Origin of the sequence: Bradyrhizobium sp. CCBAU 051011 (assembly GCF_009930815.1) — a bacterium.
GTDB lineage: Bacteria > Pseudomonadota > Alphaproteobacteria > Rhizobiales > Xanthobacteraceae > Bradyrhizobium.
Window position 1 is genome coordinate 403,848 of sequence record NZ_CP022222.1, and the last position, 15,396, is coordinate 419,243.

General features: G+C 62.4%; 13 protein-coding genes. 5 read left to right on the forward strand and 8 right to left on the reverse strand.

The window, feature by feature from the left end:
* The first annotated feature begins 293 nt into the window (after positions 1–293).
* The 5 genes from thiC to ACH79_RS01975 all read left to right on the forward strand — a co-directional run bounded on the left by thiC (position 294) and on the right by ACH79_RS01975 (position 6,309).
* Complete coding sequence (thiC, locus tag ACH79_RS01955) at positions 294–2,192, forward strand: phosphomethylpyrimidine synthase ThiC (RefSeq protein WP_161849510.1); 1,899 nt, start codon at positions 294–296, stop codon at positions 2,190–2,192.
* A 25-nt stretch (positions 2,193–2,217) separates the two neighbouring features.
* A complete protein-coding gene (locus ACH79_RS01960) occupies positions 2,218–2,616 on the forward strand; it encodes a hypothetical protein (RefSeq protein ID WP_161849511.1) in 399 nt (132 codons plus the stop codon).
* Between the two features lie 576 nt (positions 2,617–3,192).
* Positions 3,193–3,474, forward strand: coding sequence for a helix-turn-helix domain-containing protein (locus ACH79_RS01965; RefSeq protein WP_161849512.1), 282 nt, complete (start codon positions 3,193–3,195; stop codon positions 3,472–3,474).
* Positions 3,475–4,387: 913 nt separating this feature from the next.
* On the forward strand, positions 4,388–4,933 hold the full coding sequence (locus tag ACH79_RS01970) for an SPFH domain-containing protein (protein WP_161849513.1): 546 nt from the start codon (positions 4,388–4,390) through the stop codon (positions 4,931–4,933).
* A 275-nt stretch (positions 4,934–5,208) separates the two neighbouring features.
* Positions 5,209–6,309 (forward strand): alkene reductase, encoded by a 1,101-nt coding sequence (locus ACH79_RS01975; protein WP_161849514.1) that lies wholly within the window; start codon positions 5,209–5,211, stop codon positions 6,307–6,309.
* 87 nt (positions 6,310–6,396) lie between these two features.
* On the opposite strand, the gene ACH79_RS01980 is transcribed toward ACH79_RS01975, so the two are convergent.
* From ACH79_RS01980 to ACH79_RS02015, 8 genes are all read right to left on the reverse strand, one after another.
* Entirely contained in the window at positions 6,397–8,193 is a 1,797-nt protein-coding gene (locus ACH79_RS01980; protein ID WP_161849515.1) for an ABC transporter substrate-binding protein, read from the reverse strand.
* A gap of 74 nt (positions 8,194–8,267) precedes the next feature.
* Complete coding sequence (locus tag ACH79_RS01985; protein ID WP_161849516.1) at positions 8,268–8,594, reverse strand: DUF2160 domain-containing protein; 327 nt, start codon at positions 8,592–8,594, stop codon at positions 8,268–8,270.
* Between the two features lie 2 nt (positions 8,595–8,596).
* Entirely contained in the window at positions 8,597–9,403 is an 807-nt protein-coding gene (locus ACH79_RS01990; RefSeq protein ID WP_161849517.1) for a carbohydrate ABC transporter permease, read from the reverse strand.
* Positions 9,403–10,305 carry a carbohydrate ABC transporter permease gene (locus tag ACH79_RS01995; protein ID WP_161849518.1) on the reverse strand — a complete coding sequence of 301 codons (903 nt, stop codon included), beginning with the start codon at positions 10,303–10,305 and terminating at the stop codon, positions 9,403–9,405. The genes ACH79_RS01990 and ACH79_RS01995 overlap by 1 nt, the downstream gene beginning before the upstream one ends.
* Positions 10,305–11,390: an ABC transporter ATP-binding protein gene (locus ACH79_RS02000; RefSeq protein ID WP_161849519.1), complete on the reverse strand. Its 1,086-nt coding sequence runs from the start codon at positions 11,388–11,390 to the stop codon at positions 10,305–10,307. The genes ACH79_RS01995 and ACH79_RS02000 overlap by 1 nt, the downstream gene beginning before the upstream one ends.
* 12 nt (positions 11,391–11,402) lie before the next feature.
* Positions 11,403–12,491 (reverse strand): ABC transporter ATP-binding protein, encoded by a 1,089-nt coding sequence (locus tag ACH79_RS02005; protein ID WP_161849520.1) that lies wholly within the window; start codon positions 12,489–12,491, stop codon positions 11,403–11,405.
* Entirely contained in the window at positions 12,488–14,032 is a 1,545-nt protein-coding gene (glpD, locus tag ACH79_RS02010) for a glycerol-3-phosphate dehydrogenase (protein WP_161849521.1), read from the reverse strand. The genes ACH79_RS02005 and glpD overlap by 4 nt, the downstream gene beginning before the upstream one ends.
* Before the next feature lie 318 nt (positions 14,033–14,350).
* Complete coding sequence (locus ACH79_RS02015) at positions 14,351–15,175, reverse strand: DeoR/GlpR family DNA-binding transcription regulator (RefSeq protein ID WP_161849522.1); 825 nt, start codon at positions 15,173–15,175, stop codon at positions 14,351–14,353.
* Positions 15,176–15,396 lie beyond the last annotated feature (221 nt).

Genomic DNA, 15,396 nt, shown 5'->3' on the forward strand with positions numbered 1-15,396 from the left:
TGCTTCGTCGCTTCGCTCCTCGCAATGACGGACGAGACATATGCGCTCGCGGAGGCACCCCCACCCCAACCCTCCCCCGCAAGAGCGGGAGAGGGAGCGCAGCGAGTTCTTGGCGCCCTCCGCTTACGCCGCAGGGAGCGCAGCGAGTCCTCGTTACCCTCTCCCGCTTGCGGGGGAGGGTGGCGCGCGCGTCAGCGCGCGACGGGTGGGGGCTCGCGCCACAAATTTCGCTACCGGATGGATCCGCAGTGCGGCCCCGTCCGGAATGACAATAAGATAACGGAGGATACCTTATGAACATCCGCTCCAATCCCGACACCACCCTGCCCGCCGTCACCACCGGCCCGCTCGCCTCGTCGCGAAAAATCTTCGCCACCCCCGACGCCGCGCCCGATCTGCGCGTACCCTTGCGCGAAATCATCCTCAGCGAGGGCGCAGGCGAACCGGACCTGCCGGTCTACGACACCTCCGGCCCCTACACCGACCCGACCGTCACCATCGACGTCAACGCCGGCCTGCCGCGCAATCGTATGGCCTGGGTGAAGGAACGTGGTGGCGTCGAGGAATATGATGGACGCGCGATCCAGCCGGAAGACAACGGCAATGTCGGCGCCTCGCATGCCGCAAAGGCCTTCACCGCGCATCACAAGCCGATCCGCGGCCTCGACGGCCACAAGATCACCCAGCTCGAATTCGCCCGCGCCGGCATCATCACGAAAGAGATGATCTATGTCGCCGAGCGTGAAAATCTCGGCCGCAAGCAGCAGCTCGAGCGCGCGGAGGCCGCATTGGCTGATGGAGAAAGCTTTGGCGCCTCGGTGCCCGCCTTCATCACGCCGGAGTTCGTCCGCAGCGAGATCGCGCGCGGACGCGCCATCATCCCCTCCAACATCAACCATGCCGAACTCGAGCCGATGATCATCGGCCGCAACTTCCTGACCAAGATCAACGCCAATATCGGCAACTCCGCCGTCACCTCGTCGGTGGAGGAGGAAGTCGACAAGATGGTGTGGGCGATCCGCTGGGGTGCCGATACCGTGATGGACCTCTCGACGGGCCGCAACATCCACACGACGCGGGAATGGATCTTGCGCAACTCCCCGGTGCCGATCGGCACCGTGCCGATCTACCAGGCGCTGGAGAAGTGCGAAGGCGATCCGGTAAAACTGACCTGGGAGCTCTACAAGGATACGCTGATCGAGCAGTGCGAACAGGGCGTCGACTACTTTACGATCCACGCCGGCGTGCGCCTGCCCTACATCCACCTCACCGCCAACCGCGTCACTGGCATCGTGTCGCGCGGCGGCTCGATCATGGCGAAGTGGTGCCTGGCGCATCACAAGGAGAGCTTCCTCTACACCCATTTCGACGAGATCTGCGACCTCATGCGCAAGTATGACGTCTCGTTCTCGCTCGGCGACGGCCTGCGCCCCGGCTCGATCGCTGATGCCAACGACCGCGCGCAGTTCGCCGAACTGGAGACACTCGGCGAGCTGACAAAAATCGCGTGGGACAAGGGTTGCCAGGTGATGATCGAAGGTCCCGGCCATGTGCCGATGCACAAGATCAAGATCAACATGGACAAGCAGCTCAAGGAATGCGGCGAAGCCCCGTTCTACACGCTTGGGCCGCTGACCACAGACATCGCGCCGGGCTACGACCACATCACGTCGGGCATTGGCGCCGCCATGATCGGCTGGTTCGGCTGCGCCATGCTCTGCTACGTCACGCCGAAGGAGCATCTCGGCCTGCCCGACCGCAACGATGTCAAGGTCGGCGTCATCACCTACAAGATCGCGGCGCACGCCTCTGACCTCGCCAAGGGCCACCCCGCCGCGCAACTCCGCGACGACGCCCTCTCCCGCGCCCGCTTCGACTTCCGCTGGACCGACCAGTTCAACCTCGGCCTCGATCCGGACACGGCCAAGAGCTTCCACGACGAGACGCTGCCGAAGGAGGCCCACAAGGTCGCGCACTTCTGCTCAATGTGCGGCCCAAAATTCTGTTCGATGAAGATCACGCAGGACGTGCGGGACTACGCGGCAACGCTGAACGATCCGGCTGGAATCGGGATGTCGGTGAGCGGCACCATCGAGGATGGCATGGCGGCGATGAGCGCCAAGTTCAAGGAGATGGGGTCAAGTGTCTATCTGGATGCGGACAAGGTGAAGGAGAGCAACCGGGTGCTATGAGGACTGCGCACGCATCCGGACCGCGATGACCGACAGCCTGACCGGTGTCTGGGACGGCACCTTTGTTCAGCAGCAGGTAGGGATGGTCACGTTTCTGGCGACGCTCATCGAATCCGGTGGCGCGCTCACAGGAAACGTGACCGAACCCTGTACCGTCCCCGGCTGCCCGATCAGCACCCACAACGCTTCGATTGCGGGTCATCGATCCGGCAGCGCCGTCTCGTTCGTCAAACGCTACGAGCCGCCCGGCCACGGCTACAGCACTGTCTCTTACGAGGGCTCGGTCAATGCCGAAGCGACGGAAATCGACGGACGCTGGAAGCTGCCGGGCACGTCGGTATCAGGATCATTTCTGATGGTCCGCTCAAGCAAGCCTGCAGAAGCGGTGGCGGCGGAAGAACGGGCGAAGGAGCCGGCGCGGTAGCGAGCAAGCGTAGCCCGGATGAGCGCAGCGACATCCGGGACGAATATCCGCGCATATCGCTGCGCTCATGCAGGCTACGGCCCTCGGGCCTCCTGGCCAATACGCGACTGTCGAACTGCCACCCGGTCCGCATCATGTAAATTCGCCGAATGAGTTCTGGACCCGAGCAATTTCGGGCGTGCCCTACCCCGCCGATTTCGTAGTTGAGGCGGGCAAGGCATACTATCTGCTGCCCAAGCGTTGGGGCGAAGATGCCGTTACACCTACACCATGGTGGGTTCCGTCGTCGTGCCGCAGAGAAGCTCCGTCGCGCACAGCACCTTCTCCGTTCATGCCGCCGCTGCAAGCGCTCCGCCGCCGGCGGAATTTGACAAAATTGAGCTATGCGAAGCTCACGCCACTATCTGCCTGCTACCGAACATATACCTATAGGTGTGGAAAATAATCACCAAAACTTTTCCGTGCCTATTAATCTTTCGTTAACCATTCGCGCTCACGCTTCCCTGCGGCAGGGGGAGTGTGATTCCTGATGTTTCTGCTCCGCGTTTCGGAGCAGGCGTCGATCGGGAGGTGTTGATGCCCCGTGAGTATTTTGACGTTTATCTCGGCACGGACTGTGTTCCGGTGACCGAAATTCCGCTGTCGGATTTCAAAAGCCCGTCGCCCCATGAGATCGTGCCGATGCTGATCGGCTCGACGGTCGAGGCGATCGAACGCGAGCTCGTGCTGCAGACGCTGGCGCGCTGCCACGGCAATCGCACCCACGCCGCGCGCCTGCTCGGGCTCTCGGTGCGCACCATGCGCAACAAGATCCGGCAGTACGCGACCGATGGCGCCGACATACCGGCCCACAATTAGAGCGCAGCTTGAGCAAAGCGATCTTCGCCGACTTGTCCGCCGTAGCTCGCCAGAGCGAAGGCGGAAGCTTGGGGAGCGAAGGCGGAAGCGTGCCCACCATCATGAGCGCGGCGTGAGCTGGTGGGCACGGCGCTCCGCGCGTTTGCTCACCCTGCGGACCCGTCGCTGCGGACTGATTTGCTTTTCGTGCAAGCGCAATCTAAACGTGTACCCTGCGGCAAACTGGCACGACGGGCAAATCACTAAAACCTGTCCAGCACTTCGCGCAAAAAATATTCCGCTTAACATGGCGGGCAAATCAGCGGCATGACTCCGCTCGTCTCACCCGATGGAGGGGCGGCTCGCGATCGTTACGAACGTGCGGTGAGATGCGATGGACGTGAATGGCGCACACGACGTAGGCGCCTGACACGCCGTCATTGCGAGCGCAGCGACTTGTCCGCCGTAGCTCGAAGAGCGAAGGCGGAAGCAAATCCATCTATCCCGACGCCGAGACATGGATTGCTTCGCTTCGCTCGCAATGACAGGGATAGGCCGCGGCGTACCGGATCGCCCGTCAAGCCGGGCGACGACCATGGAAAGCTGAACGACGCCCCGACCAACCGCCACAGGCGATGACCATGCCTCTGAGCACAATCAGGCGGCACCATGCGCCTATTTGAAAATCAAATGACCGAGCCACACTTCGATTATTTTTTTGTTTACCCGTCGAGATTGAAATGACCTGACTTATTTTCGACGCACGAAACGCCAAGAAGAGTTGAGATCGCGGAGTCGCAATAAAGATAAAGTCCGTGGCGGGGAAAGGGAAAACGTGGGTGAACTCCTAGGCTCGTTAGCATTTTCTCTGATCGTCATCGCGCTGATCGCCGCCGCCTGGGCCTGGATTTCGACGCTGCTCAGGAAAGGGATGATGGCGTTGCTCGGCTTCGACCGGATCTGCGTCCAGCAATTCGAGACCGTGCTGCTCTACCGGAACGGGCGTTTTGAAAAAGCCCTCACCCCCGGCCCACACCGCATCCGCGCCGGAAGCCGCCAGCTAGTGCGGATCGATCTGCGCCCGGAGGTGTTTCGGTTCAAGCAAGGCGCCGTCTCCGCCGACCGCTTTGCCCTCAACTTCATCTATGTCGTGCGGACCCAGATCGTCGACCCCCGGGCCTCGTTCGAAAGCACGCAGAGCTACCGGGACGAGGTCTGCATGCGCCTGCAATCGGTGGTGAAGGCGGTGTGCAGCCGCAAATCCCGCCTCGAAATTCAGATGGACCACCAGACCTTCAGCAACAGCGTCCAGAAGGCGGCCAACCAGGTGTTTCGCTCGATCGGTTGCGAATGCCTGACCTTCGAGCTGATGGAGGTCGATGTCGCCGGGCTTGCCGTCGAGTTGGACAACAGGCGAGCGGGCGTAGCGGTGCACGCGCCTGTGGCCGTGGGTGAGAAGGGCGCGTTCGCTGCAATGTGATCGCGCCGGGCTCGGCGGCCGATCGATCGGGCACGCCGCCGCCGGCCACCGGGAATAAATTGGGCCGTCAGGGCCTGACAGGGAGACGGCTCCCGCTGCGCCACTCCCGATTTCGAATGAATCATTCTAGCCGGCGCCCCGGGCCGTATCGCGATGCCGTCACCAGGCTGAGCGCCTGCGCAGCTCGTCTGCGCAAGCCGAATGGCTTCCGGGATTGCGCAAATGGCGGCAATGCCCAACTCTTCCCTATCGTCATTCACCCGGACCCATCAGACATGAGCCAGACCAAACTGTTCGAGCCCTTCAAGCTTGGCCCGATCACCCTGCCGAACCGCTTCGCGATGGCACCGCTGACCCGCAACCGCGCGGTGCCTCCCGGCATGGTGCCGAGCCCGCTCGCGGTCGACTATTACGGCCAGCGCGCATCCGCCGGGCTTCTCATCACCGAAGCCAGCCAGGTCTCGCAACAGGGCCAGGGCTATCAGGACACGCCCGGCATCTATTCGAAGGAGCAGGTCGAAGGCTGGCGCAAGGTCACCGACCGCGTGCACGAAAAAGGCGGCCGCATCTTCATCCAGATCTGGCATGTCGGCCGCATCTCGCACACCACGCTGCAGCCCGGCGGCGGCAAGCCGGTGGGACCAAGCGCGATCCGCGCCAAGGGCAAGACCTTCGTCAACGGCACGTTCACTGAAATCTCAGAGCCCCGCGCGCTGGAGCTTTCGGAGATTCCGGGGATCATCGAGGACTTCAAGCGCGGCACCGAGAATGCGCTGGCCGCCGGTTTCGACGGCATCGAAATTCACGGGGCCAACGGCTATCTGCTCGACCAGTTCGCGAAAGACGGCGCCAACAAGCGTACCGACGCCTATGGCGGCGGAATCGAGAACCGCGCCAAACTGATGCTGGAAGTGTCGAAGGCGGTCGCCGCGGTCGCCGGCCCCGAGCGCACCGGCATCCGCATCTCGCCGGTGACGCCGGCCAATGACGTTTCCGACAGCAATCCGCAGCCTCTGTTCGACCACATCGTCGATGGGCTCAGCGCGCTGAAGCTGACCTATATCCACGTCATCGAAGGCGCGACCGGCGGCCCGCGCGACAACGCTCCGTTCGACTACGCATCCTTGCGCAAGCGCTTCAGCGGTGCCTATGTCGCCAATAACGGCTACGATTTCGACCTCGCGACAAAGGTGCTCGAGGCCGACGCCGCCGATCTCATCGCGTTCGGCAAACCGTTCATCTCGAACCCGGATCTGGTCGAACGTCTGAAGAAGGGCGCGCCCTTGAACGAATGGGACAAGGCAACGTTCTACGGCGGTGGCGCCAAGGGCTACACAGACTACCCGACGCTGGGAGCGGCGCAGGCGGCGGAGTGACCCCTCCCTCTGGCGAGGTAAGAAAAGAAAAAAGGCCGGGATCGCTCCCGGCCTTCTCCTGTTTGCATCACTCGCAGCTTGCGAAGCTTACTTCGCCTCGGCCCGCTTCGGCGGGGTGGCCGGCCACGACTTCACCAGCGTGTCGTAGTCGACGGTTTCGCCCTTCGGCTTTTCGTTCGCCAGCTTGCGCTGGGGAGCGACGTTGCCGTCCTTTTCGGACTTGGCGAACCAGAATTCGGCCGTTTCCTTCTTGTTCAGCTTCGGCCCGCACTCCTTCTGCACGCCGGACTTCTCAAGACGCTCGAGCACCGAGTCCTGGGCTGCGGCCAGCGCATCCATCGCCTGTTGCGGCGTCTTCGCACCGGACGACGCATCGCCGATGTTCTGCCACCACAATTGAGCAAGCTTCGGATAGTCAGGCACGTTGTTGCCGGTCGGGGTCCACTGCACGCGCGCGGGCGAGCGGTAGAACTCGATGAGGCCGCCGAGCTTCGGCGCACGCTCGGTGAACGACTTGTCCCAGATGTCGGATTCACGAACGAAGGTGAGACCGACATGGCTCTTCTTCAAGGACACCGTCTTCGAGTTGATGAACTGCAGATAGAGCCAGGCCGCCTTGCGGCGATCCGGCGGGGTCGACTTCAGGAGCGTGGCGGAGCCGGCGTCCTGATAGCCGAGCTTCATGCCCTCTTTCCAGTACGAGCCGTGCGGCGAAGGCGCCATGCGCCACTTCGGCGTGCCGTCGGCATTCACGACCGGGATACCGGGCTTCACCATGTCGGCGGTGAAGGCGGTGTACCAGAAGATCTGCTGCGCGATCGCACCTTGTGCCGGCACCGGTCCCGATTCGGAGAAGGTCATGCCTAGCGCCTGCGGCGGGGCATACTTCTTCATCCAGTCGAGATATTTGACGATCGAATAGACCGCCGCCGGGCCGTTGGTGTCACCGCCGCGCTCGACGGATGAACCGACGGGACGGCAGCCTTCCATGCGGATACCCCATTCGTCGACCGGCTTGCCGTTCGGGATGCCTTTGTCGCCGTTGCCAGCCATCGACAGCCAGGCGTCGGTGAACCGCCAGCCGAGCGAAGGATCCTTCTTGCCATAGTCCATGTGGCCATAGACCTTGACGCCGTTGATCTCCTTGATGTCGTTGGTGAAGAACTCGGCGATGTCCTCATACGCCGACCAGTTCACGGGCACGCCGAGCTCGTAGCCATACTTGGCCTTGAACTTGGCCTTGTACTCCGGATTGGAGAACCAGTCGTAGCGGAACCAATAGAGGTTCGCGAACTGCTGGTCGGGAAGCTGATAGAGCTTGCCGTCCGGACCCGTGGTGAAGGATTTGCCGATGAAGTCGTTGACGTCGAGCTGCGGATTGGTGACGTCTTTGCCCTCGCCGGTCATGTAATCCGACAGGATCACGGTCTGGCCGTAACGGAAGTGGGTGCCGATCAGGTCGGAGTCATTGATCCAGCCGTCATAGACGTTCTTGCCGGACTGCATCTGGGTCTGCAGCTTTTCAACGACGTCACCTTCCTGGATCAGGTCGTGCTTGACCTTGATGCCGGTGATCTCGGTGAAAGCCTTCGCCAGCGTCCGCGCTTCATACTCATGCGTCGTAATCGTTTCCGACACGATGTTGATTTCCATGCCCTTGAAGGGGGCGGCGGCCTTTTCGAACCACTGCAGCTCCTTCAGCTGGTCGGCCTTCGACAGCGTCGACGGCTGGAACTCGCTGTCGATCCACCTCTGGTTAGTGGCGTCGTCCGCACGCGCGGGTGCGGCAATGGTCATGGAAGCGGCGATCAGCGCAGCCGCGCTGGTCATCGTCAGAAAGCTCTCCTTGGTCAACGGACCATTCCTTCCTCTCAAGCGTCGCATGTTGGATCCTCCGGTTGCAGCGACAAACACAAACTCAGGCCCGGGTTGATCCCGGATCTGCTCTTCTTCGCTCCTCAGACGGTGCGGAAGATCGCAACGGCCGAGACCAGCGAAATCAGGGTTGCGAGCCACAGGCTCGAAATCTCAACGCCCTCCCCGATCGGCAGCGTGGCGATCGGATCGGTGCCAACAAAGGCGATCCACAAAAGGTGAATGACGGCTGACAACACCAGCGAAATGAAAAGCCGGTCGCCGCGTGTGGTCGGAATGCGCAAAACACCGACGCGCTCGGCTTCGGGATAGACAGCCGCAAGCCAGGTCATGGCGCCGAGCGTCAGCGCCAGCATCACGAAAAAGATCGCGGTCGGCAGCGTCCAAGCCATCCATGCGATGTGTTCCATGGCTACACCCGTCCCAGCGCGAACCCGCGCGCGATGTAGTTGCGGACGAACCAGATCACCAGCGCGCCAGGAATGATGGTGAGCACACCGGCGGCGGCGAGCAGGCCCCAGTCCATGCCGGCGGCCGAGACCGTACGCGTCATAATGGCCGAGATCGGCTTGGCGTTAACCGACGTCAGCGTTCGCGCCAGCAGCAATTCGACCCAGGAGAACATGAAGCAGAAGAATGCCGCGACGCCGATGCCGCTGGCGATCAAGGGCACCAGGATCTTGGCGAAGAAGCGCGGGAACGAATAGCCGTCGAGAAATGCAGTTTCGTCGATCTCGCGCGGCACGCCCGAGACGAAGCCTTCGAGAATCCACACCGCGAGCGGCACATTGAAGATGCAGTGCGCGAGCGCGACCGCCCAGGGCGTATCGAACAGGTTGATCGCCGAATAGAGGTTGAAGAACGGCAGCGCAAACACCGCCGCCGGCGCCATGCGGTTCGACAACAGCCAGAAGAACAGATGCTTGTCGCCGAGGAAGCGGTAGCGCGAGAAGGCATAGGCCGCCGGCAGCGCCACCGCAATCGAGATCACGGTGTTGATCAGGACGTAAGTCAGCGAGTTGATGTAGCCGGAGTACCAGCTCTCGTCGGTGAAGATGCGCTTGTAGTTCTCCAGCGTGGGCTGGTGCGGCCACAGCGTCATCGTCGTGACGATCTCGGTGTTGGTCTTGAAGCTCATGTTGACGAGCCAGTAGATCGGCAACAGCAGGAAGATCAGGAACAGCACCATGATGATGCGGCGGCCGGGAATCGAATTCATCAGACGCCTCCCGGCTTGGCGGGACGCTCAGTCCCGGCATTGGTCATGACGGTGTAGAACACCCAGCACACGATCAGGATGATCAGGTTGTAGACCAGCGAAAGTGCTGCGGCCTTGCCGAGGTCGAACTGCCCAAGCGCGATCTTGACCAGTTCGATCGAGACAAAGGTGGTGGAATTGCCTGGGCCGCCGCCGGTGACGACGAACGGCTCGGTGTAGATCATAAAACTGTCCATGAAGCGCAACAGCACCGCGATCAGCAGCACGCGGTTCATCTTCGGCAGTTGGATCGCCTTGAACACCGCCCAGCGCGAAGCGCCGTCGATCTGCGCCGCCTGGTAATAGGCGTCGGGGATCGACTTCAGCCCGGCGTAGCATAGCAGCGCGACGAGGCTGGTCCAGTGCCAGACGTCCATCACGATCACGGTGGCCCAGGCATCGAACTCGTTGGAAACATAATTATAGTCGAAGCCGAGACTGTTCAGCGTGTAGCCGAGCAGACCGATGTCGGGCCGGCCAAAAATCTGCCAGATCGTACCGACCACATTCCACGGAATCAGCAACGGCAGCGCCAGGATGACGAGGCATACGGCGACCGTCCAACCCTCGCGCGGCATCGATAGCGCCACCACGATGCCGAGCGGTACCTCGATCGCCAGGATGATGGCGGAGAACAGCAGGTTACGGCCGAGCGAAGCCAGAAAGCGACCGCCGAGATCGGTCGAGGGATCGAGCAGTTCCTTGAACCAGCCGACGCCGTTCCAGAAGAACTGGTTGTTGCCGAACGTGTCCTGCATCGAATAGTTCACGACTGTCATCAGCGGCAGGATCGCGGAGAACGCGACCACCGCGAATACCGGCAGCACCAGGAACCAGGCCTTTTGGTTGATGGTCTTGTCCATCAGGCAACCCCCTCGACCAGACGGCTGTCGGCATAGACGTGAACATGGGCGGGATCGAACACGAGGCCGACCGTATTGTCGGACACGGAGAATCCCGGCGGTACCCGCGCGGCGAACTTGGCATCGCCGATCCGCACGCGGGCGAAACGCGCGCGGCCGAGATCGTCGATGCGCTCGATCGTGGCCGACAGCAGGCCCGATGCGGGAGCGGCGATATTGACGAATTCCGGCCGCACGCCGATCTCGATCTTCGCACCTGCCGGCAGCACGCCGTAATTGCGGTGCAGGCCGATGACGTGGCCGTCGATCCGCGCCTCATGCCCGCCCACGACAGCCGGCACGATGTTCATGCCGGGCGAACCGATGAAGTAGCCGACAAAGGTATGAGCTGGCTTGTCGAACAGCTCGGCGGGCGTGCCGCTCTGCACCACACGGCCGTCATGCATGACGACCACCGTATCGGCAAAGGTCAGCGCCTCGGTCTGGTCATGGGTGACGTAGATCATCGTGAGATCGAGTTCGCGGTGCAGCGCCTTCAGCTTCGAGCGTAACTGCCACTTCAGTTCGGGATCGATCACCGTCAGCGGCTCGTCGAACAGAACGGCAGCGACGTCGGAGCGGACGAGGCCACGCCCAAGCGAAATCTTCTGCTTGGCGTCGGCGGTCAGGCGCGTCGCCTTGCGGCCGAGATAGGGCGTGAGATCCAGGAGATCGGCGATCTGCTTCACCCGCTTCTCGACCTCGACCTTCGCCACGCCGCGGTTCTGCAGCGGAAATGCAAGGTTCTGCCCAACCGTCATGGTGTCGTAGATCACCGGAAACTGGAACACCTGAGCGATGTTGCGCTTCTGGGTTGACAGCGGTGTGATATCGGTGCCGTCGAACAGGATTTTTCCCCGCGAGGGTACGACGATGCCGGAGATCAGGTTGAGCAGCGTGGTCTTGCCGCAGCCGGACGGGCCGAGCAGCGCGTAGGCGCCGCCCTGCCGCCAGGTCATAGTCACCGGCTTCAGCGCAAACGACTCCGCCGGCGCGTCATTTCCGCCGTAGGAATGTGCGAGATCGACGAGGTCAATGCGTGCCATGTCGCATCTTCCTCACATGCTCATGTTTTGTGATGGCGCGGCGACCAGGCGGTCGGCGGCGTCGAACACGAAGACATTGTCGGGATTGAGCACGGCATCGAGCACATGGCCGGGCTCGTATTCATGCACGCCCGGCAGCACCGCGACCCAGTTGGAGGCACCGCGGTTGAGATGCACAAAACTTTCCGAACCGGTGATCTCGGTCACGGTGACGGTGGCGTGAAAGGCATGGCGGCCGGCGACGCCGTTTGCCACTTCGAGCTGATGGGCGCGAAAGCCGACGCGATACGGACCGTCGGCGAGCGATGCGTAAAGCCCGGTGGCCGGCGCCTGGATGCCGCCGGCATATTGCACGGACCCGTTCTTCTTCTCGATGCCGACGATATTGAGCGGCGGATCGGAGAACACCTGCGCCACCCGCAGCGTATCAGGCTGGCGATAAACTCTTGAGGTATCGCCGGCCTGCAGAACCTTGCCTTCCCACATGCAGACGGTGTTGCCGCCGAGCAGCAGCGCCTCCGACGGTTCGGTTGTCGCATAGACGAAGATCGAGCCCGACGCTTCGAAGATGCGCGGTAGCTCAGCGCGTAATTCCTCGCGCAGCTTGTAATCGAGATTGGCAAGCGGCTCGTCGAGCAGGACGAGGTCGGCGCCCTTGACCAGCGCGCGCGCGATCGCCGTGCGCTGCTGCTGGCCGCCGGAAAGCTGCAGCGGCGTGCGCTTCAGATAGGGCTCGAGCCGCAGCAGTTTCGCTGCCTCCTGGACCCGCCGGTCGATTTCCTCACGCGGCCTGCCCTGCACCCGCAGGGGGGAAGCGATGTTCTCGTAAACCGTCAGCGAGGGATAGTTGATGAATTGCTGATAGACCATCGCGACCGAGCGCTGCCGCACATCGGCGCCGGTGACATCGTTGCCGTCGACCAGCACGCGGCCGGTCGCAGGCTTATCCAGACCGGCGAGCAGCCGCATGATCGAAGTCTTGCCCGACAGCGTCGGTCCGAGCAGCACGCTCAGCGTGCCGCGTTCCAGCGTTAGCGAGACGTCGCGAATGGTCGCCATGCCATCCACGGTTCGCGTGACATGTTCGAGCGTGACGCTCATGGCCGTCCTCCCGCCTCACGCAAGGGACGTTCGTCGGAGCCGCTGTTGGCCTTGATCCATTCGTCGAGGGCTGCGATTTCGTCGGCCGACAGCCTCAAGCCGAGCTTGGACCTCCGCCACACCACGTCTTCGGCGCTGCAGGCCCATTCGTTCGAAATCAGATAGCGGACCTCGCTTTCGGTCAGCGTAGCGCCAAACGACTGGCCGAGGTCGGCGAATGATTTCGCGTTGCCGAGCAATTTTGTCGCACGCGTGCCATAGGCATGCGCGAGCCGATTGGCGTGCGCCGGTTCGAGGAACGGATATTTCCGTGTCAGTTCCGCGGTCAGCGCAGCGACCGCCGAACCATCCATGTCGCCGCCGGGCAGCGGCGCCTTGCCGGTCCAACCTTCTTTGTCTTTCGCACTGTGCAGGTAGGGCGCGAGCCGCTCCAGCGCTTCTTCCGCCAGGCGCCGATAGGTCGTGATCTTGCCGCCATAGATCGACAGCAGCGGCGCGCCGCCCGGCGTGTCGAGTTCGAACACATAGTCGCGCGTCGCCGCCTTCGCTTCGCTGGCGCCGTCGTCGTAGAGCGGGCGCACGCCAGAATAGGTCCACACGACGTCGGCAGGCAGCACCGGCTTTTTCAGGTACTCGCTGGCCGACGCACAGAGATATTGAATCTCCTCGGGACTCGCCTTCACCTTGCCCGGATCGCCGTCATAGTCCCGATCGGTGGTGCCGATCAGCGTGAAGTCGTCCTGATAAGGAATGACGAAGATGATGCGGCCATCCGCATTCTGGAACATGTAAGCGCGGTCGTGATCGTAGAGCTTGCGCACCACGATGTGGGAGCCCTGCACCAGCCGCACCTTCGCGCGCGCGTTGACGCCTGAGCCCGACGAGAGCACCTGTTCGACCCATGGACCGCCGGCGTTGACCAGCGCGCGCGCCTGGATCGTGGTGCGCATACCGCTGATCGTGTTCTCGACGGTGAGGTGCCAGATGCCGTCGATTTGCCTGATCTCGACCGCGCGCGAGCGGGTGTGGATTTCTGCGCCGCGGTCCGCCGCATCCCGCGCAGTGAGCACGACGAGACGCGCGTCATCGACGAAGCAGTCGGAATATTCGAAACCGCGCCTGTAGCGGTTGGCGATCAAGGGTTTGCCCACTTCGTCATGGACGAGATCGACCGAGCGTGTCGGCGGCAGCAGATGGCGGCCGCCAATATGGTCGTACAGGAACAACCCTAGCCTGAGCAGCCATGCCGGGCGCAAGCCGGAATGGTGCGGCAAAACGAAACGCAACGGCCTGATGATGTGGGGCGCGATCTGCCAGAGAACTTCGCGCTCGATCAGCGCTTCGCGAACCAGACGGAATTCGTAATATTCGAGATAGCGCAGCCCGCCGTGCACCAATTTGGTCGACCAGGACGACGTTCCACTCGCCAAGTCATTCATTTCACAAAGGAAAACGGAATTGCCCCGGCCCACCGCGTCGCGCGCGATGCCGCAGCCATTAATACCGCCTCCGATAATGGCGAGGTCGAATATCCGATCCAACAGGCGCTTCCCCGGCGATCGCCTCTTCACTTCGGCGATTTTACTTTCGGATCTGAGTTAATCACAAACAAAAACGAAAGCAAGACGAAAGCGAAGTTAAGTGGAACCAGGCGTGGAGAATCCGCTTCGAGAGAGTTGGATAGGCCGCGCTGCACCCTTCGAGACGTCGCTGCGCGGCTCCTCAGGATGAGGTCTTAGACTTCCCTGGTGCCAAGCAGGAGGCACAGCCTTCCTGAATGGAAGACCTTAGACCTTCATGGTGAGGAGCGCGGTGAAACCACGCGTCGCGAACCATGAGGCCCGGACGGGCGCGCTGCACTACTTCAACCGCACCACCGCGGCTGACTCGCCTGGCTCATCGATATCCGCCGCCGGTTTCTCCATCGCCTCGATCACCTCGATGCCGCGATGGTGGCAGATGTTGGCAAGTCCTGCCGGCAACGGCGCGTCGGTCACAAAAGTCTGGATCTGACTGAGATGGGCGATGCGCACCGGCGCGCTGCGGCGGAGTTTTGTCGAGTCCGCGACCAGCATGACGCTGCGGGCGTTGGCGATGATGGCCTGCGCCGCCTGCACCTCGCGATAGTCGAAGTCCAAGAGCGCGCCCTCTTCGTCGATCGCGGATGCGCCGATGATGGCGTAATCGACCTTGAACTGGCCGATCAGGCTGATCGCGGTCGAGCCGATCACCGCGCCGTCGGCGCGGCGCACCGCACCGCCCGCCACGATCACCTCGATGCGCGGATGCCGATAGAGCAGCATCGCGACGTTGAGATTGTTGGTGATGACAAGCAGGTCCTCATGCGAGGTCAGCGCGCTCGCAACTTCTTCGGTCGTGGTGCCGATGTTGATGAACAGCGAGCAGCCGTTCGGAATCCGCGACGCCGCGGCGATGCCGATCGCCCGCTTCTCCTCCGCTGCCACGAACCGCCGCGCCTCATAGGCGAGGTTTTCGACGCCGGAGGCGATGATCGCGCCGCCGTGGATACGGGTCAGCGAGCGCTGGTCGCAGAGGTCGTTGAGGTCCTTGCGGATGGTCTGCGCCGAGACCTCGAAGCGCTTGGCGAGGTCTTCCACCATCACCCGACCAAAGGCGCGGGCGATGTTCAGGATCTCAGTCTGGCGGTGGGACAGTCCGGCCATGGCGGCACCCTTGAGATACTTTGGGGCACGAGGACAGTTTGGGGCACAAAGTTGCCGTCATGGTGCGGCTGATTGGCGTCGCGGTCAACGAGGGAGATCGGCCGCACGGGCAGCCGACGGGCCGAAACAGGGAAACTGGTTAAGGCAAGCGAAGTAGTACGCGGCGCTCGACAAAACGACAGATGGCTGAAAGAGTGCCGCACAACTCAAAAAATGGAGGA